Below are 18195 nucleotides of genomic sequence, written 5' to 3'. Positions count from 1 at the left end.
GAGCGTGACACCGCATGAGGACAGCGACTGCCCTGATTGCCCCGGTCTTGGTGAAGGCCGAATGGGTGGGTCGGGCCGTCATTCGGGCACAACACCCAAAATGACGCAACAAAACAACTCTCTGCTGTATCTGTGTCACTGAGGGCAACATCGTCCCTCTCTGACGCAGGACATGGGGAGTTCGCGTTGAAGAAATCGATTCTCGCCGCAGGGCTGGCGGCCGCCGTGGGTGTCACCACGGCGACCGTGCCTCCGGCAATGGGGGAGACCACCAGTGCGCCGCAACAGGTCAACGCTGGTGGTCTGACGACAACGGTCACGTTGATCACGGGTGACCTCGTGCACGTGGCCAACGGGCAGGTGCGGACGCAGGCCGCGAAAGGCCGTGAGGGCGTCCGTTTCCACCACTACACCGACGACCGGGGCGACCTGCACGTCATCCCGCTCGACGCCCAGCCGCAGATCTCGGCGGGGACGCTCGACCAGCGGCTGTTCGACGTCTCGCTGCTCGCGCGCTCTGGTTACGACGACGCGAACCGCACCACGATCCCGTTGATCGTCCAAGGCGGCGCGGGGTTGCGTTCGGCGGACGCGAAGCCGTTGCCCAGCATCGACGCCCACGCCGTCACCGCCGACAAGTCGGGCGGGTTCTGGTCGGCGGCGCGGACGACCGGCGCGGCCAAGGTGTGGCTCGACGGCCGTCTCACCGCCTCGCTCGACCGCAGCGCCGCGCAGATCGGCGCACCGCAGGCGTGGCAGCAGGGCTTCACCGGTTCCGGCGCCACGGTCGCCGTGCTCGACACCGGCATCGACGTCACACACCCCGACCTGCAGGGCTCCGTGGTGGAGGAGAAGAACTTCACCCCGGCCGCCACCACCGACGACAAGTTCGGCCACGGCACCCACGTCGCCTCGACGATCACCGGTGACGGCAAGTACAAGGGCATCGCGCCGGACGCCAAGCTCTTCAACGGCAAGGTGCTCGACGACAACGGCGGCGGCAGCGAGTCCGGTGTCATCCAGGGCATGGAGTGGGCCGCGGGCAAGGCCGACGTCGTCAACATGAGCCTCGGCACCAACAGCCCCAGTGACGGCACCGACCTCGTGTCGCAGGCCGTCAACCGGCTCACCGCGGAGCACGGCGCGTTGTTCGTGGTCTCCGCCGGCAACTCCGGCGGCCCGGTCGCCTCACCCGCGGCCGCCGACTCCGCGCTGACCGTCGGCGCCGTCGAACGCGACGACAAGCTGGCGGGCTTCTCCAGCCGCGGCCCGCGCACCGGTGACGGCGCCATCAAGCCGGACATCACCGCGCCCGGCGTGGACATCGTCGCGGCGAAGGCGAAGAACGGTGTCATCGGCACCCCGGTCGACGAGGGTCACGTGGCCCTGTCCGGCACGTCGATGGCGGCACCGCACGTCGCGGGCGCCGCGGCGATCCTCGCGGCGAAGAACCCCGCGTGGTCCCCGGCGGAGATCAAGACCGCGCTGATGAACAGCGCCAAGCCCTACGCCGACTCCGGCGTCTTCGACCAGGGCGCCGGACGCGTCGACGTGGCCCGCGCGGTCACCACGAGCCCGGCCACCACTCCGGCCAGCGTCAGCTTCGGCACGGCCCAGTGGCCGCACGACGACGACCAGCCGATCACCAAGAAGATCACCTACCGCAACACCGGCACCGAGCCGCTCACGCTCGACCTGAGCATCGCCGAGCAGAAGCCGGCGGCGGCCGGCCTGTTCAGCGTGTCCCCGGCGAAGCTGACGGTCCCGGCGGGCGGCACCGCGGAGGCGTCGGTCACCGCCGACACCCGCGTGGCAGGCCCGGACGGCCTCTACGGCGCCGCGGTCGTCGCCTCCAACGGCGTCCGCGTGCCGATCGGCGTGCACAAGGAGCAGGAGAGCTACGAGCTCACGCTCAACCACATCGGCCACGACGGCAAGCCCGCCGACGCGTGGCGTTATCTGCTGCTCGGCCACGACGGACGCACCTTCCTGAGCGGCGCCGCCCCGACCGGCACGGCGAAGCTCCGGCTGCCCAAGGGCCGGTACTTCGTGACCACGTACTTCGACACGGTCTCCCCGGACCCGAACGTGCGCCGCAAGCTCACCGTGGCCTACGAACCGTCCGTCGAGTTCACCGGCGCCAAGACCATGACCTTCGACGCCCGCACCGCCTCCGAACCGTCGATCACCGTCGACAACAAGGAGGTCACGCAGGCGAGCGGGTCGTTGTCCGTGCAGATCACGACCCCGCAGTTCGGGTTCGGCAGCGGCTGGGGCACGCGCGACTGGAAGGACTTCTACGTCCACCCGTCCGCCACGTCGGACGCGGCCTTCACGTGGTCCGCCGGCAGCGTGTTCGCCAAGCAGAACGCCGAGGGCGGCTTCTACGGCAGCCCGAACCAGTTCCACTCGCAGACCGCGGGCAAGGAGCGGCTGCCCGCCGCCATCGAGCAGCACGACCGCGAACGGGACATGGCCAAGGTCGAGGCCACGCACAAGGCCCGCGTCCCCGGTTCGTCCGGCGGCCGCAACAACGGCGTCTACGGCCCGTTGCCGTTCAAGCTGACCGAGTACTACACGCCCGGTATCGCGTGGAGCCGGTGGCTGGTCGAGGACGTCGACCCGAACACGCCGCCGTCCATCATCGACGACGCGAACCTGAAGACGTTCCGGCGTGGCGCCAAGAGCGCCGAGCAGTGGAACACCGCGGTGTTCGGCCCGGGCTTCCCCGCGGTCCAGGCAGAGAGGACCTCGGCGTGGGGCGCTCGGCTGGGCGACCAGCTGTTCGTGCAAACGCCGCTGTTCGCCGACGGCACCGGTGAGCACTCGGCGATCGACTTCGGCGCCAGCACCGGCAGCACCAAGCTGACCGCGAACGGCAAGGTCGTCGCCGAATCCACGGTGCCGGGCAACCTGTTCGCCCCGGTGGTGCCCGCGGCGAAGACCACCTACCAGCTGCACGCCGAGGGCAACCGCGTCCCGCTGTCGTCGAAGGTGACGGCGGACTGGACGTTCACGTCCGAGACCGTCGCGGGCGACAAGCCGAAGGTGCTGCCGTTGCTCGCGGTCCGCTTCGAACCGAGGCTCGACGACCACAACCAGGCCAAGGCCGGCAGCGTGCTCACGATCCCGGTGACCGTGCAGCGCAACGGTGCCAAGGCCGACGTCACCGACGTCCGCACGCCGCAGGTCCAGGTCTCCTACGACGGGGGCAGGACGTGGCAGCGGGCCCTCGTGTTCAAGGCGGGGGACAGGTGGCTGCTCACGCTGGTGCACCCGAAGGACGCCAAGTCGGTGTCCTTCAAGGCGAAGGTGAGCGATGCCAACGGATCTGTCGACCAGACGGTCGTCCAGGCGTACACGCTGAAGTGACGCGCTGAGAACGAACGGAGGAGCAGGCCGGCTTTTCAGCCGGTCTGCTCCTCTGCTTCTGCCGGCTGGATCTGGCACAGTTGCGGCAAGCAGTAGCGGTACGTCGGCCGCCAGCACCAGGCGCCGGGATCGCCTACCGCGGGCCAGGGGTTCAAAAGTGCAGCACCCGGTCAGCCCCAACCACCGTTACCGGTGTTCCGCCGGACGGGAAGGAGACGATCCGAGGTGCCGCAGATGCCACCCAGTGCCGACGACTGGAACCTCGACCGCATGAGGTTCGCGGCCGATGCCGAGAAGGCGCTCGCGTCCGGCCGGTCACCCCGGCGCGATCACGGCGCACCGCTCGGGCCACTGGCCCAGCAGTTCGCCACGCTGACCTACTCCCTGCTCGACGCCACCACGGCGGGGGAGGTGCTGCAGCAGGTCGTCGACGCGGCGGTGCAGGTCGTGCCCGGCGCGGACCTGGTCAGCATCACCCTGCGGTCACGGGACGGGAAGTTCCACACCCCGGTGGAGACCGACAAGGTCGCGATCGATCTCGACCAGCTGCAGTACGACCTGCTGGAAGGCCCCTGCCTCGACGTGGCGGATCCGACGGGCCCCGCCGTCGCTGCCGCGTCCGATCTGGCCACCGCGCCGTCCTGGCCGCGGTTCGGCCCGGCGGCAGCCGAACGCGGCATGGGTGCGGTGTTGTCCACGGCACTGCTGCCCGACGTCCAGTCACCGCGGTTGTCCGGCGCGCTGAACATCTACTCCCGTGAGCGGGGCGGCCTCGACCAGACGGACCAGGCGGTCGCGTTGCTGCTGGCCACGCACGCGTCCCTGGCGCTGGCACACACCGAGGCCGTCGACAGCGCCACCCTGCAGGCCGAGCAGTTGCGCCGCGCGATCAACTCCCGCGACGTCATCGGGCAGGCCAAGGGGATTCTCATGGCCCGTCGCGGGCTGAGCGCCGACGAGGCGTTCGACCTGCTGCGCCGCTCCTCCCAGCACCTCAACGTCAAGCTCGTCCAGCTCGCCGAGATCGTCGCGAGCCGCCACGACGAGCTGGATCTGCCCTGATCCACTGAGGCCGTGAAGTGCGAAGACCCGGCGGGGTTCGTAGGCTGGAAGTCGACGCATGACCGTCGGCCAGAGGAAAGCTGTTGGACGGGCAACGCCGAAACCGGCTCATACAGCAGGTGCTCAAGTGCAGGACGGCGTCAGGGCGTGCGGAACTGGGACAGGCCCTCAGCGCCGTGTGCGTGCGCGTGCTGCCGGACGTCGACGGCGCGGCACTGGTCTTCTACAGCGAATCCCGTGCTCAGGAGCTGGTCGGTGCCAGCGATCCGTGGGCGGCGGGCATCGAGGAGGCGCAGTACACCCTGGGTGAAGGGCCGGGCTTCGCGACGGTGGCGGCCCGCGGCCCTGTGCTGGTTCCGGACCTGAGCGTCGACGAGGTGCGGTGGCCCGTGTTCGCCGGGACCACACAGGATGAAGGACTCGCGGCCGCGTTCTACTTCCCGTTGCAGGTCGGCGCGATCCTGCTCGGCACGCTCGGGCTGTACCGCCGCAGGCCAGGGGTGCTACCCGCCGAGTTCGTCTTCGAAGCGGCGTTGCTCGCCGATCTGGCGTCTCACATGCTGCTCATCCAGAACGAGCGGATGGGCAGGGAAGAACAGATCTGGTTGGAGACGTCGTACCAGGACGTCAACATGGCGACCGGAATGCTGGCCGCCCAGTTGCGGATCAGTCTGGAGGACGCGTTCCTGCGGTTGCGGGCGCACTCCTTCGCCGCGGACAGGTCGGTCGTGGACGTGGCCGGGGACGTGCTGGCCCGGCGGCTTCCGCTCGATCAGCTGACCGACTGACCTGCCGCGGACCCGTGGTGCGCATCCGTGGTGATCCGGTCTAGGTTCGTACCTGATGCCGGAACGGGTTGGGCTGACCGCGCGACCCCTGGTCAGGGGACGGGTGTGGACGGGCGGAGTCGGGATCGGCTCGCGCGGGCGGTGGAGGAGTTCACGTCCGCGGTCTCCGGGCGCGCGGCGCTGGCACAGGCGTTGTGCGCCGCCTGCCTGCACGTCCTGCCGGGTGTGGACGCCGCGGCGTTGACCTTGCGCGCCAACGCCCGCGCCGAGGAGATGGTCGGCGCCAGCGACGAGTGGGCCGCCCGGCTGGAGGAGATCCAGTACACCCTGGGCGAGGGACCTGGCGTGTCGGCGTTCAGGGACGCCACGCCGGTGCTGGTCGCCGACCTCGGTTCGGACGGCGTGCGGTGGCCGGGATTCAGCGCGGCGGCCGCGGTGGAAGGCCTCACGGCGATGTTCGCGTTCCCGCTTCAGGTCGGCGGCATCAGGCTCGGCACGCTCGACCTGTACCGCCGTCGCCCCGGCGGCCTGACCGCGCCGGCGACCGCCGATGCCGCGATGCTGGCGGACCTGGCGACCTACGCTCTGCTCGAGCAGAGCGAACAGGCCGACGAGGATCAGTTGCGGATGACGTTGTCGTACCAGGACGTGAACATGGCGACCGGCTTGCTGGCCGCACAACTGCGAATCAGCCTGGAGGACGCGTTCGCCCGGTTGCGCGCACACGCGTTCTCGTCGGGTCGATCGGTGCTGGACGTGGCGCGTGATCTGCTGGCCCGGCGCATCCCGCTCGACCGGCTCGCGGACTGACCTGTGCCACCAGCACCAGGCTGCGGTGGGTCGTATGCTGCGGGAGTGCCCCGTGCCCAGGATCAGATCGTCGTCATGTTGAGCGAGCTCACGGCGAACCTGGTCGACCGCCACGACGCCGAATCGGTTCTGCGCCTGGTCACCGCCGCGTGCGAGAGCCTGCTCTCCGCTTCGGCGACCGGGGTCTTGCTGGCCGATCCGCGTGGTGGGTTGAGCGTGGTGTCGGCGTCGGACGAGCGGGCGCGGTTCCTGGAACTGCTGCAGAGCCAGATCGACGAAGGCCCGTGCGTGGACTGCGTCCGTGACGACGCGATGGTCGCCTGTCCGGACCTGGAGGACGGCGCCGGCCGCTGGCCGGCGTTCACCCGTGCCGCGCTCGATGCCGGTTTCCGCGCGGTGCACGCCGTGCCGATGCGTCTGGCCGGTGATGCGGTCGGTGGTCTGAACGTGTTCTACGCGGCCGTGACCCCGTGGGAGGCGTGGCAGGAACGGCTCGGCCAGGTGCTGGCCGACCTGGCGGTGCTGGGCCTGTCGCAGGACGACGGCCCGGCGCGCACGCACCGGCTGGCCGAGCAGACCCTGACCACGCTCAACGACCGGGTGATGCTCGCGCACGCCATCGGCATGGTCGCGGGCGCGCTCGACACCAGCACGGACGAGGCCCGCCGACTCATCTTCGGTTACGCCGCAACGAATCGCGGCCTGGTCCGCGACGTGGCCCGCAAGCTCACCGGCGGAGACCTCGACGCGGCCGCGCTGCTCCAGGCCGCGGACGCGAGCTAGTCGCCCCAGTCGGGGTCCGCCCGTTGCTCGGCGGCGGCGTCGATGACGGCGTTGACCCGCGCGACCTCCGCCTCACGATCGGCATCGTCCTGCTGATCGCGCAACCGCTCCAGCCCGCCACCCCAGGCCTGCACGACACCCACGGCCTCGTGCAGCGCGGCACGCCTCGCGATCGCTTCGACGAGACGCCGCGCCGCAGCCGTGTCGCCGGAACCGCAGCCGGGTGAGGTCATGCCCTCACCCTCCTCTACCTCGGAGAGGATGGCGACCGTCCCGCGCGGCTCACTTGGCCCGAAGTGGCATGACACGCGACAGCACGGGCACCGTCGCGACGGCGACGACGGTGTGCATCGCGATCAACGCGAGGGAGTTCACCAAGGTGGCGCCCGCGGCGAGGACGCCCAGGTCCGGGATCCACGACAGCACGACGACGACAGGCACCAGGACGCGCAACACTCGCCGCGGGTCGCGGGCGGAGCGTCGCACGAGGTACCAGCCGAGCGTGCCGAGCAGGATGCCGATCACCGTGGCCGGCGCGTACTCCGCCAGCGCCAATCCCATGCGCTCGGCACCCGCGGGCACGAACTTGCCCGCCACCAGGGCGATCAGCGCGTTGACGACGATCGAGACGACCGCGGCACCGAGAAGGCCGACGACGACCTCCCCGGTACTCGGCGCGAGAGTCGAGGAGGGAGCGGGGAAGCTGGTGTCGGCCATGAGCCCGTCCTTGGGTAAGCTGAATTGCAAGCGGTCACTTGCAATCACCGTAGCCACGCGGTCACGCTGATGCAAGCGACCACTTGCATCGGCTGAGGATGGAGGAGGACGCGTGGCCAGCCGGGTGACCGACGAAACGGTGTTCGACGCGATGCTGGCGGTGATCGCCGAACAGGGCTACGAACGGGCGGCCACCCGCGCGATCGCCGACGCCGCCGGAATCAACGAGGCGACGCTGTTCCGCCGGTTCGGCTCCAAGGAGAACCTGCTGAGGCAGGCAGTTCGCCGCAACTTCGCGGGGTTCGCGCTCGACCTCGACGCACCGGGCGACGACGTGGCAGCCGACCTGCTCACGATCGTGACCTACTACTCGCGGCTCTATGAAACACGCGGAGGCGTGGTGCTCACCCTGATGAGGGAGGCGAAGTTCAGCCCGGAGGTGGCCGCGGTGCTCACCGAACCGGAGGCCCTGCTGGAACGGGTGGACGCGGTGATCCTGCACCACCAGCGCCGAGGCGCCCTCGTCACGGAGCCGCCACGGCACACGTTCTTCGCCCTGGTAGGCCCCGTGATGATGCGGTCGATCGCCCGGCGGGTCGATCAGCGAGCCACCCAGACGCCCGTCGATCCCGAGGCCGTCGTGCGGCGGTTCCTGCACGGGCACCGGCCCGATACCGGAGAATAGGTACGACAAAAGCAGAGAAGCAGGTCACAAAAACTGTGACCTGCTTCTCTGGAGTACGCCGCCAGGGACTCGAACCCCGGACCCGCTGATTAAGAGTCAGCTGCTCTAACCAACTGAGCTAGCGGCGCTTGTTTGTGTGCCGGAGCCTTGCTCGTTCCGACATCAAGAACGTTAGCACAGGGCATCCAACGGGTTTTCGCGCGGGGTCACCTGCCCTGCTCGACTCCGGTGTGGAGGAGCCACTGCGCCGCCGTGTAGGTCGGCATCACCCCGGCCGAGGCGACCTTCGCCGCGCGTCCTTTGAGGACGAACCGGCTGGCCCCGAGCAGTGCGTCCGACACCGCGAACAGTGCCGCACCACCGAAAACCCGTCGTGCGCCCGGTCCGCGGGCCGTCGACGCCGCGGCGACCATGGTGCCGAGCGTCAGCGCGTAGAGGCCGACTGGGCGTCCCATTGGTCCTGCTGCGCGGGCGAACGCGAAGGCGCCGGCGGCTGAGGCGGCCACGATCGGTACGACCGCCTTGCGGGAGCCTGGCCGGGACCGCCGGGCCAGCGCCGCGGTGTAACCGATGTGGGCCACCAGGAAGCTGAACAGTCCGGTGCGGAACGCTCGGTCCGAGTCGCCGAGCAGGGCCACGTCGCCTGCCCAGGAGCCGGCCAGGCCTACTGCCATGCCGGGGTCGCGGGGCGGGCTGGCCACCGCGAGGGCGGGCATCAGGGCCGTTTTGCTGATGGGACGCACGGCCTTGGCTCGCTGCACGGTCGCCGCGATCGAGTCCACGACCGCGGCAACCGCGTACGCCTGCTTCCTCATGAGCACCTCTCGCCGTCGAGGTGCTCAGGCTAGAACGTTCAGCTCGGGGTGAGTGCCGTGTCGTCGATCACGAACGACGTCTGCAGCGAGGCGTCCTCCACGCCGGTGAACTTGAAGGTCAGCGTGCCGAGCGTGGTGGTGCCCGCCGTGATCCGTGTCCACCGCCAGTGCGTCGGCGGTCTGGCTCTGGGGCTGGCGCACCGGTCTGGGTGAGAACGGCTGCGACCAGGGAACCTGCCGCGGCCAGCACGAGTGTGAGGGAGAGAATGAGTTCCCGGACGATCGTCAACAAGTACTGACTTGTTCACGCCCGACTATTGGTGGGCCTTTGTCGGACTTGCTGCCGCACATTCCTTGGTGGGCGTTGTTGTGCGTTTTGCGCCGAGAAGTCTGCGCAGTGCGGTTGGCGTGTGGCCGAGGTGTTCGCGCACCGTCCGGCACAGGTGCGCCTGATCGGCGAACCCGAGGTCGGCGGCGAGCACGGCGAGGCTGGGTTCCCCGTCCTCCAGCCGATCCAGCGCGCGGGAGACGCGCAGCCCGTTGCGGTAGCGGGTCAGCGACACCCCGAGCGCGCCGGTGAAGGCGCGGCTCAGCCGGTACGGCGAGACGCCCAGCAGCTCGGCGAGCGGAATCAGGCCCGCCGCGGCCGGGTGGTCGTCGCCGATCACCGCACGGGCCCTCGCCACCAGCACCTCGTCACCGCTGCCGGACGGCACCGGCGTGGTGACGACCCTCTGGACGGCCTGCGCCACCAGGCTCACCAGTTCCTCGGCCCCGTCGTCCCGGGCGGCCGCGAGAAGCCGGCGATGGGCGAGGTCGAGCCTGCTGTCGACGTACAGCGACGAACCGGCTAATCGCGGCGCCTCACCGGCCATCGCACGCCACAGGTCGGCTCGCAGGCTGATCGACGTGCACACGTCGCCACCGGCGGGATGCGAGAAGTGCTCCTCCTCGCCGGGTAAGCCGAGATAGCCCACCGTGCGGTCGAGATCGGTGCGGACACCCCGAACCCGGCGGCGGAACCCACCGCTGCGCACGAGCACGAGCCGCACGTCCTCGCGCGGCCGTTCCGTCGTCCAGCCGCGGTGGTCGTCGCGGCAGTCCACCTCGGACACGGTGAACTCCGGACGGGCCGCGAGGTCGATGAAGGAGAGCACCCCTTCAGGCTAGGGGCGGGGTCTGACAATTTTCGGCGCAAGGATGTTCAAGACCGGTGGACAGGTCGTGGCGGAGGCTGGTGCGCATCAACCCGGAAGGAGTCGAAATCATGCCCGCACTGGCCCAGCTCACCACGATCGTCCTCGACTGCGCCGACCCCGGCCCGCTGGCCGAGTTCTACCGCGCGGTCACGGGATGGGAGGTGACCTCCAGCGACGAGGACTCCGTCTACCTGGGCGGCGACGGCGTCCAGCTCGCCCTCGTCCGTGTGCCGGACCACCAGCCGCCCGCGTGGCCCGGCTCGGCCGGCACGCACCTCGACTTCCAGGTCGCCGACCTCGATCTCGCGGTCAAGCAGCTGCTCGAACTCGGTGCCACCAAACCGGATTTCCAGCCCGGCGAGGGGCAGTGGACCGTGCTGGCCGACCCGCAGGGCCACCTGCTCTGTCTGGCAGGGTGACCCGCATGGCCTCCATCAGCAGGGAAGTCGTGATCGAGTCGAGCGCCGGCGACGTGTGGAAGGTGATCGGCGAGTTCGCCACTGGCCCGTCGCGGATGGCACCGGGGTTCGTGGTGAGCACCGAGGCGGAAGGTGACTACCGGACAGTCACGTTCGCGGACGGCACGGTGGTCAGGGAGCGGCGCATCGGTGTCGACGACGAAGCGCGCCGGATCGCCTACTCGATCGTCGGCGGCTCCGTGGAGCCCGAGCACGACAACGCCTCCATGCAGGCCTTCCCCGACGGTGAACGGCGCTGCCGGCTGGTGTGGACCCGCGACGTGCTTCCCGACCGGCTGGCCGTGCCCATGGCCGAGTCGATGTCCCGCGGCCTGGACGTCATCAAGCGGACTCTCGACGACCGTTGAGCCGCGCGCGGTGAGCCTCCGCGGGGATCGGTGAGTACTTGTAGTGCTCCACCGGAAAACGGCTCGCCGCGCGGTGGGCGCTGATCGTCGAGGTCGGCCGCAGCAGGGTGGCTTCGCCGTGCTGGTTGAAGTAGTAGCTGTGCGCGGTGGCGCACTGGCCGAGTGAGAACACTGAGTTCCGCGCGACCTTCGTGCGCATGCGTTCGAGGAACTCGTCGTTGGCCTGCCGGGTGACTTCGAACAGCTGAGCGTTCCGTGCGCGCATCGCGGTGAAAAGCCTCCGCATGTGCGTCATCTGGCACTCGATCGTCGTGAAGTACGACAGTCCGCTGTAGGAGTACGGACTGTTGAGCGACAGGTAGTTCGGGAAGCCCGGCACGGTCACGCCTTCGTAGGCCTGGAACCGGTTCTGCCGCCACCACGCGCCGAGGTCCTCGCCGTCCCGCCCGATCACCTCGAACGCAGGGAAGTTGGTGTCCCAGAGGTCGAATCCCGTTGCCAGCACCAGAACATCGACGTCGACCCTGCCGTTCGCGGTCACCAGGCCGGTGGCGTCGATCCGTTCGACGGTGGCCGTTTCGAGGTGCACGTGCGGTTTGGTGAACGTGCGGAAGTAGTCGTTGGAGAACGTGGGCCGCTTGCAGCCGAACGAGTAGTCCGGCGTGAGCTTGCGGCGCAGTCCGGGATCGCGGACCTGGCGGTGCAGATGCGTCCGGCACCACCGCTCGGCCAGCCGGTTCGCGATCCGCAACTGCTTGTAGTGCACCACTCCCGAGATCATCATCAGCTCGAGGATCGAACTGCCGAGCCACCGCACCGCCCGCTGGACGAACGGCAGCCGTGCGAACAACGTCCTGGCAGCGCGCGGGATCCGGTAGTCGGGCTTGGGGCTGACCCAGATCGGCGTCCGCTGGAACACGGTCAACGCGGACGCGGACTTCGCCAGCTCGGGGATCAGCTGCACGGCCGTGGCGCCGGTGCCGATGATCGCCACCCGCTTGCCCGTCAGGTCCGTCGGTTCCCAGGCGGCGGTGTGGACGACCTTGCCCGCGAACGTGTCGATGCCCGCGATGTCGGGCGTCTTCGGCATCGACAGGAACCCGGTGGCGGTCACCAGGTACCGCGCGGTCACCGTCTCACCGCCCGCGGTGACCTCCCAGTGGTCGTCGCGCCACGCCGCGCCGGTCACTTCCACACCGAAGCGCATCGACGGGCGCAGGTCGTACTTGTCCGCGACGTGCTCGGCGTACCGCTTGAGCTCCTCGCCCGGCGCGAACAGTCGTGACCAGTGCGGATTCGGCTCGAACGAGTAGGAGTAGGTCGAGGACGGGATGTCCACGGCTAGCCCCGGATAGCGGTTCACGTGCCAGGTGCCGCCGAGGTCGTCCTCCCGTTCCAGGATCAGCAGGTCGTGGTGGCCGAGCCGCTTGAGCTCGATCGCCGCGCCCATGCCGCCGAACCCGGCACCGACGACGATCGCGTCGTACTGCGGGGTCATCCTGACCTCCTCGCCGAAACGGAATCGCATGTCAGTTTCGGAACCGTATGTCAGTTATCGGGTGATCACAAGTGTCCGCAGGTCATAGACTTGGGCGCATGACGTCCAGTGCCGAACCAGTGAGCCGCGCCGAGCGCAAGAAGCTGGAACTGCGCCGCGAGATCATCGACGCGGCCTTCGACTGCTTCGCCGAACGCGGCTACCACGCCACCGGCATCGCCGACGTGGCCACGCGCCTGGGCATCGGGCACGGCACGTTCTACCGCTACTTCCAGAACAAGCGGGACATCGTCGACCACGTGGTCGACGAGCTGGTCGCCCGCATCACCGGCGCCCTCACCGCGGAGAACGCGCCGGACGCGGTCTCCACGCTCGCCGAGTACCGCGAGCAGTCCGCGCGCATCGGCGAGTCACTCGCCCGCATCTTCGGCGAGGACCCCAGGGTGCCGAGGTTGCTGCTCTTCGAGGCGCCGGGCATCGACCGGGCCATGGCCGAACGCATCCTCGACCTGTTCGACCTGGCCGCCGCCCTGACCGCGGCCTACCTGTCGCACGGCGTCGAGCTGGGCTACCTGCGCGCCGACCTCGACGTCGACAACACCGCCAGGGCCATCAACGGCATGATCCTCGGCTCGGCCATCACCTCGCTGCGCACGCCGGAGGACCAGCGTGCGCTCAGCGAGGCGGTGCGACGCGTGATGTACGACGGAATCGCTAGCTGAGCCACGCCCGCGCGGCCACGACCAGCGCTTCGACCCCGGTGGTCAGCGTCGGCTCGATCTCCGGCGCGAACTCGGGGGAGTGGTTCATCGCCACCGCGCGCCCCGGCTCCCAGTTCGAGAAGTCGACGCCGCCGAAGAACCAGAACACCGTCGGTACCCCGGCCGCCGTCCCGAACACGCCCACGTCCTCGCTGGCGTTGACCGACGCGTTGGGGATCAGCCGCTCCGCGCCGAAGTGCTCGGTGAACGCGGCCACCGTCCGCGCGGTCGCGTCAGGATCGGAGGTGAGCACCGGAGTGGCGCCGTGCCACTCGATCTCCGGCTCCCGCGGCGCGCCGGACGCGGCGGCCTCGGCACGCACGATGCGTTCGACCGCACTGCGGACAATGCCGGCGTTGTGCTCGCTGAACGTCCGGATGCTGACCCCGATCTCGGCCGTCTCCGGAATGACGTTCGACTTGGTGCCCGACTGCAACCGTCCCACCGTGACGACGGCACGCTCCGACGGTGAGATTTCGCGCGAGACGATCCCCTGCAACCGCACGACAACATGTGCGGCCATCAACACCGGATCAACCGTGGTCTCCGGCGCCGACCCGTGGCCGCCCCGCCCGTACAAGGTGATCCGAGCCGCGTCGGACGCGGCCATCACCGGCCCGCTGCCGTACGCGATCATCCCGGCGGGCAACGGCCCGACGTGCTGTGCCAGAACCACGTCGGGCTTGCCGAACCGGTCGAACAGCCCGTCGTCGACCATGTTCCGCGCGCCGCAGCCCAGTTCCTCCGCCGGTTGGAAGACCACGAGCAACGTGCCGGACCACTCCGCACGCGTGTGCACGAGCCGCTCGGCCGCCCCGATGAGACACGTGGCGTGCATGTCGTGCCCACACGCGTGCGCCACCGGCACGTCCTCGCCGTCGGAGTTGGTCGCACGAGCGGTCGAGGCGTAAGGCAGCCCCGTCTTCTCCTCGACGGGCAGCGCGTCGATGTCCGCGCGGAGCAGCACGACCGGCCCGTCGCCGTTGCGCAGCACGCCGACCACGCCGGTGCCACCGACGTCGGTGGTGACCTCGAAGCCGAACGGCCGCAGCGCGTCCGCCAGCAGTCCGGCGGTGCGGAACTCCTGCAACGACAACTCGGGGTGCTGGTGCAGGTCGAGGTAGAGCTCGCGCAGGTCGGTCATCACCCGATCCTGTCACGAGCCAATCCGGTGCGCGGTTCGTTCCGAAGCACAGACGTGAAGGCAACCCGAACCATCCTCATCGGCCTGGTGTCGGTAGCCGCGGCGTTGGCGGCAGGGCATCTCGTCGCGGGGCTCGTGAGCCCGCTGGCGTCGCCGTTCCTCGCGGTCGGCAACACCGCGATCGACCTGACGCCGCACCCGCTCAAGGACTTCGCGATCCGCACGTTCGGCGAGAACGACAAGCTGGTGCTGCTCGGCGGCATGGCGGTCGCGCTCGCGGGGCTCGGCGTGGTGGCGGGCCTGCTGTCACGCCGCAGTCCGTGGCCCGGTACCGCCCTCGCCGGTGTGCTCGGTCTGCTCGGCATCGCCGCGGTGCTGGCCCGTCCGACCACGACCGCGTGGTCGGTGGTCGCCCCGGTGGCCAGCCTTGTGGTCGGTGTCGCGGCGTTCCGCTGGCTGTGGTCCCAGGCGCCGGTGGTCGCGCCGGGCCGACGGAGGTTCCTGCTGTCGACCGCGGCGATCGCGGCGGGCGCGGGTGTCGCGGCGGTGGGTGGGCAGTGGCTCGCCGGCCGGGTGGACGTCGAGGCGTCCCGGCGCGGCATCACGCTGCGGCCGAGGGAGACCGCGCCGGAGATCCCGTTCAGCGCTGACTTCTCCCGCGAGGGCACGCCGGCTTTCCTGACGCCGAACGAGAAGTTCTACCGCGTCGACACCGCGCTCACGGTGCCGCGTCTGCGGGCGGAGGACTGGCGGTTGCGGGTGCACGGCATGGTGGACAACGAGATGGTGCTCACCTACGACGACCTGCTGCGGCGTCCGTTGGTGGAAAAGACCATCACGCTGGTGTGCGTGTCCAACGAGGTCGGTGGCCCGTACATCTCCACGTCGAACTTCATCGGCGTCTCCCTGCCCGACCTGCTGCGGGACGCCGGTGTGCGTCCTGGCGCCGACCAGCTCGCGACGCGCAGCGTGGACGGCTGGACGTGCGGCACCCCGGTCGCCTCGATCATGGCGCCCGGCTCGAACGCGTTGCTGGCCCTGGGGATGAACGGCGAGCCGTTGCCGCTCGAGCGCGGCTTCCCGGTCCGCATGGTGGTGCCCGGCCTGTACGGCTACGTCTCGGCGACGAAGTGGCTGGTGGACGCCGAACTCACCACCTTCGACGCGTTCGACCCGTACTGGGCCCAGCGCGGCTGGGCGAAGAAGGCCCCGGTCAAGGTCATGTCCAGAGTGGACCGCCCGAAGTCCTTCGAGCGGGTGCCGGCGGGCCGGTTCGTCGCGGCGGGCATCGCCTGGGCCCAGCACATCGGCATCGATCGCGTCGAGGTCCGGATCGACGGAGGGCCGTGGCAGCAGGCGACGCTCAGCACCGAGGTCAACGTCGACACCTGGCGGATGTGGCGGGTCGAACTGGACCTGCAGCCCGGCAACCACACCGTGGAGTGCCGTGCCACGGACCGCAACGGCTACACGCAGACCAACGATCGTGCCGCCCCGATCCCGGACGGCGCGACCGGCTGGCACTCGATGGTCTTCACGTCGGTGGCCGGTTCCTGACGACAGATCCGCAGCCCGCCTTCTGTCCACAGTGGACTATCTGCGCGTTTTGCCTGGTAGTACGAGGTTTGCGGATCGGCTGGTAACAGGTCGATAACCAGACCCATCCGGTGTCTGTGTGGTGGCGAATCACCCATAGCAACTGCCCGAACACAATTTGGAGATGTTCCGACATGAACAAGACCGTCCGCAGCACCGTTCTGGCCGCCGGCGCCGTCTCGCTCGCCCTGTTCGGAGCTGCCTGCGGCTCTGGCGACATGGCGAGCAGCGGCTCCAGCACCGCGCCCACCTCGGCCACCTCGACGGCACCGTCGTCAGCCGCGATGGCCGACCCGGCCAAGGACCTCGTCGGCCCCGGTTGTGCCGACTACGCCAAGCAGGTCCCGTCCGGCGCCGGTTCCGTCACCGGCATGGCCGCCGACCCGGTCGCCGTCGCCGCGAGCAACAACCCGCTGCTCACCACGCTGGTGAGCGCCGTGTCGGGCAAGCTCAACCCGAAGGTCAACCTGGTGTCGACGCTCAACGGCGCCGAGTTCACCGTGTTCGCGCCGGTCGACTCGGCGTTCGCGAAGATCGACGCCGCGACGATCGAGAAGCTCAAGACCGACGACGCGCTGCTGACCAAGATCCTGACCTACCACGTGGTCCCCGGCCAGATCTCGCCCGACAAGATCGCCGGCGACCAGAAGACCGTGCAGACCGGCACCGTCAAGGTCACCGGCTCCGGCAACGCCCTGAAGGTCAACGACGCCAACGTGATCTGCGGCGGCGTGCACACCGCGAACGCGACCGTCTACCTGATCGACTCGGTCCTGCTGCCTGCGTGAGCAGCCCGACAGCAAGCGAACTCCGGAAACAGCGTCGCTGTTTCCGGAGTTTTTCACGTCCGCTCGTCCGGAAGTCTGATGTGGACGGACGTGGCGTCGGAGGACAGGAACAGCGCGTGGTTCTCCGGTTCGCGAATGACGGCCACGATCACGGCGTCGGGGTTCGACGTCCGCACCGCCCTCGTGATCAGCAAGGCGTCGAGGTCGTCCGGCACCGTGACGATGACGCGGCCGGCGATGTAGGCCGCTGCTTCGTCCAGCGCGCATCTGTCCCGCCCGTCCCCGTGGACCGCGGTGGCGCCGTTCGCCATCGCCTCCGCGACGGCGAAGAAGTCGATGTCCAGCACGCTCAGCGCGGCATCAGGCTGGGACGCCAGCACCGCGTTCACCGCGTGGCGCCCCGTGTCGCCGTATCCGATGACGAGGATGTGATCGGTCACGACCAGTGATTCGGCGCGCCGCTCGAACCGGATTGCCTTCCACTTCAGCGAAAGCTGATGGTGAGGACCGGAGCGCTCGTCGGGCCTGGCGATCCGCCCGCCGGCTCGACGGTGAGCATGGCCTCGCCGACTCCCTCGATCTCCGTCACCAGCAGGGACATCGCTCCGCCCACCGGGCGCAGGGTGCCCGCTGACCGTGGACCGTGGCCGTCCACCAGCCACAGCTGGTAGACGCGGTCGCTGGGCAACGTGCGGAGGTCGCCCGCCAGGAAGAGCATCTCGTCGCGGCTGCTGGACATCGCCGCGGTGCCCGCGGGATCTCCGGCGGTGACGAGCCGCAGATCCGGCGCGGCCAGCAGATCACCGATCCGGGTGCGCGGGGCGGCGGGCACGGAGGTGATCGATGACGTGGTCAGCGCGCCGTGCACACCGGCCACCGCCGCGGCGGCCACACAGGCGGCCGAGATGAGCGCAGCGGCACGCCGGAAACCTTGGCGCCGCGAGAAGACCGTCCCGATCTCGGAGGCCGGCGGAACCTGCCGCACGTGCCGGACCGCGTCCAGCACCCGTGGCCGGAGTGCGCTCGGGAAGACGTGGTCGACGGCGTTGCCCAGCCGGGCCGTGGTCTCGCGCAGGCCTGCCATCTCGTCCGCACAGCCCTGGCACCCGCCGAGGTGCGCTTCGAACTCGATCCGCTCGGCATCGGGCAGCGCGCCGAGCGCGTGGGCACCGGTCAGCAGGTGCGGGTTGATCGCACGCGTTCTTCCCGGTTTCACGTCTCTTCTTCGAAGCTGTCCGATGTGCGGATTGCTCGTCGCCTGCGTGGATCGAGTGATCACTGTGTGTTGACCTGCCAGGCAGGTCGTGTGTCGCAAAGTAGTTGGAAATGGATGTTTCGAATTGTTTTGTCC

20 protein-coding genes and 1 tRNA gene are annotated in these 18195 nt (G+C 69.5%); 12 read left to right on the top strand and 9 right to left on the bottom strand.

Features of this window, described 5'->3' with window-relative positions; genetic code table 11:
- Positions 1 to 186: 186 nt before the first annotated feature.
- The 5 genes from SK803_RS27955 (at position 187) to SK803_RS27935 (ending at position 6815) form a co-directional block, all read left to right on the top strand.
- On the top strand, positions 187 to 3372 hold the full coding sequence (locus SK803_RS27955; RefSeq protein WP_319969092.1) for a S8 family serine peptidase: 3186 nt from the start codon (positions 187 to 189) through the stop codon (positions 3370 to 3372).
- A 234-nt stretch (positions 3373 to 3606) separates the two neighbouring features.
- Complete coding sequence (locus tag SK803_RS27950) at positions 3607 to 4434, top strand: ANTAR domain-containing protein (RefSeq protein ID WP_406601588.1); 828 nt, start codon at positions 3607 to 3609, stop codon at positions 4432 to 4434.
- A 119-nt stretch (positions 4435 to 4553) separates the two neighbouring features.
- A complete protein-coding gene (locus SK803_RS27945) occupies positions 4554 to 5222 on the top strand; it encodes a GAF and ANTAR domain-containing protein (RefSeq protein ID WP_319969089.1) in 669 nt (222 codons plus the stop codon).
- A 105-nt stretch (positions 5223 to 5327) separates the two neighbouring features.
- Entirely contained in the window at positions 5328 to 6032 is a 705-nt protein-coding gene (locus SK803_RS27940) for a GAF and ANTAR domain-containing protein (RefSeq protein WP_319969088.1), read from the top strand.
- Positions 6033 to 6077: 45 nt separating this feature from the next.
- A complete protein-coding gene (locus SK803_RS27935) occupies positions 6078 to 6815 on the top strand; it encodes a GAF domain-containing protein (protein ID WP_319969087.1) in 738 nt (245 codons plus the stop codon).
- Here the strand turns inward: SK803_RS27935 and SK803_RS27930 are convergent.
- Positions 6812 to 7048 carry a hypothetical protein gene (locus SK803_RS27930; protein ID WP_319969086.1) on the bottom strand — a complete coding sequence of 79 codons (237 nt, stop codon included), beginning with the start codon at positions 7046 to 7048 and terminating at the stop codon, positions 6812 to 6814. The two genes, SK803_RS27935 and SK803_RS27930, sit on opposite strands and share 4 nt — an antisense overlap.
- A gap of 49 nt (positions 7049 to 7097) precedes the next feature.
- Positions 7098 to 7532: a DUF6069 family protein gene (locus tag SK803_RS27925; RefSeq protein WP_319969084.1), complete on the bottom strand. Its 435-nt coding sequence runs from the start codon at positions 7530 to 7532 to the stop codon at positions 7098 to 7100.
- Positions 7533 to 7644: 112 nt separating this feature from the next.
- Between SK803_RS27925 and SK803_RS27920 the strand changes: the two genes are divergently transcribed.
- A complete protein-coding gene (locus SK803_RS27920; RefSeq protein WP_319969083.1) occupies positions 7645 to 8217 on the top strand; it encodes a TetR/AcrR family transcriptional regulator in 573 nt (190 codons plus the stop codon).
- A gap of 54 nt (positions 8218 to 8271) precedes the next feature.
- Here SK803_RS27920 and SK803_RS27915 read toward each other — a convergent pair.
- Positions 8272 to 8345: transfer RNA gene (locus SK803_RS27915), tRNA-Lys, on the bottom strand.
- 78 nt (positions 8346 to 8423) lie between these two features.
- On the bottom strand, positions 8424 to 9032 hold the full coding sequence (locus SK803_RS27910; RefSeq protein ID WP_319969082.1) for a lysoplasmalogenase: 609 nt from the start codon (positions 9030 to 9032) through the stop codon (positions 8424 to 8426).
- A gap of 57 nt (positions 9033 to 9089) precedes the next feature.
- Here SK803_RS27910 and SK803_RS27905 point away from each other — a divergent pair, with 57 nt between their 5' ends.
- Positions 9090 to 9245, top strand: coding sequence for a hypothetical protein (locus SK803_RS27905; protein WP_319969081.1), 156 nt, complete (start codon positions 9090 to 9092; stop codon positions 9243 to 9245).
- A gap of 101 nt (positions 9246 to 9346) precedes the next feature.
- Here SK803_RS27905 and SK803_RS27900 read toward each other — a convergent pair whose 3' ends face one another.
- Complete coding sequence (locus SK803_RS27900; RefSeq protein WP_319969080.1) at positions 9347 to 10189, bottom strand: helix-turn-helix domain-containing protein; 843 nt, start codon at positions 10187 to 10189, stop codon at positions 9347 to 9349.
- Between the two features lie 110 nt (positions 10190 to 10299).
- Here SK803_RS27900 and SK803_RS27895 point away from each other — a divergent pair, with 110 nt between their 5' ends.
- Positions 10300 to 10650, top strand: a complete 351-nt coding sequence (locus SK803_RS27895) for a VOC family protein (RefSeq protein WP_319969079.1) — start codon at positions 10300 to 10302, stop codon at positions 10648 to 10650.
- 5 nt (positions 10651 to 10655) lie between these two features.
- Positions 10656 to 11057, top strand: a complete 402-nt coding sequence (locus SK803_RS27890) for an SRPBCC family protein (protein WP_319969078.1) — start codon at positions 10656 to 10658, stop codon at positions 11055 to 11057.
- Here SK803_RS27890 and SK803_RS27885 read toward each other — a convergent pair.
- Positions 11032 to 12555, bottom strand: a complete 1524-nt coding sequence (locus SK803_RS27885; RefSeq protein ID WP_319969077.1) for a flavin-containing monooxygenase — start codon at positions 12553 to 12555, stop codon at positions 11032 to 11034. The genes SK803_RS27890 and SK803_RS27885 overlap by 26 nt on opposite strands.
- Before the next feature lie 98 nt (positions 12556 to 12653).
- Between SK803_RS27885 and SK803_RS27880 the strand changes: the two genes are divergently transcribed.
- Entirely contained in the window at positions 12654 to 13277 is a 624-nt protein-coding gene (locus tag SK803_RS27880; RefSeq protein ID WP_319969076.1) for a TetR/AcrR family transcriptional regulator, read from the top strand.
- On the opposite strand, the gene SK803_RS27875 is transcribed toward SK803_RS27880, so the two are convergent.
- On the bottom strand, positions 13270 to 14460 hold the full coding sequence (locus tag SK803_RS27875; protein WP_319969075.1) for an amidohydrolase: 1191 nt from the start codon (positions 14458 to 14460) through the stop codon (positions 13270 to 13272). The genes SK803_RS27880 and SK803_RS27875 overlap by 8 nt on opposite strands.
- Positions 14461 to 14514: 54 nt before the next feature.
- On the opposite strand from SK803_RS27875, the gene SK803_RS27870 reads away from it, so the two are divergent.
- Positions 14515 to 16017: a molybdopterin-dependent oxidoreductase gene (locus tag SK803_RS27870; protein ID WP_319969074.1), complete on the top strand. Its 1503-nt coding sequence runs from the start codon at positions 14515 to 14517 to the stop codon at positions 16015 to 16017.
- Between the two features lie 173 nt (positions 16018 to 16190).
- The gene (locus SK803_RS27865) at positions 16191 to 16844 is read left to right on the top strand and encodes a fasciclin domain-containing protein (protein ID WP_319969073.1); all 654 of its coding nucleotides are present in this window, start codon (positions 16191 to 16193) and stop codon (positions 16842 to 16844) included.
- A gap of 53 nt (positions 16845 to 16897) precedes the next feature.
- Here the strand turns inward: SK803_RS27865 and SK803_RS27860 are convergent, their stop codons facing one another.
- The gene (locus tag SK803_RS27860) at positions 16898 to 17284 is read right to left on the bottom strand and encodes an NAD-binding protein (RefSeq protein ID WP_319969072.1); all 387 of its coding nucleotides are present in this window, start codon (positions 17282 to 17284) and stop codon (positions 16898 to 16900) included.
- A 44-nt stretch (positions 17285 to 17328) separates the two neighbouring features.
- The gene (locus SK803_RS27855) at positions 17329 to 18060 is read right to left on the bottom strand and encodes an anti-sigma factor (protein WP_319969071.1); all 732 of its coding nucleotides are present in this window, start codon (positions 18058 to 18060) and stop codon (positions 17329 to 17331) included.
- Positions 18061 to 18195: the final 135 nt, after the last annotated feature.

Origin of the sequence: Lentzea miocenica, assembly GCF_033949945.1 — a bacterium.
In the GTDB taxonomy this organism is placed as follows: domain Bacteria; phylum Actinomycetota; class Actinomycetes; order Mycobacteriales; family Pseudonocardiaceae; genus Lentzea; species Lentzea miocenica.
Note: the sequence above shows the minus strand (reverse complement) of the source record. Positions and strands in the feature narration are given on the sequence as shown.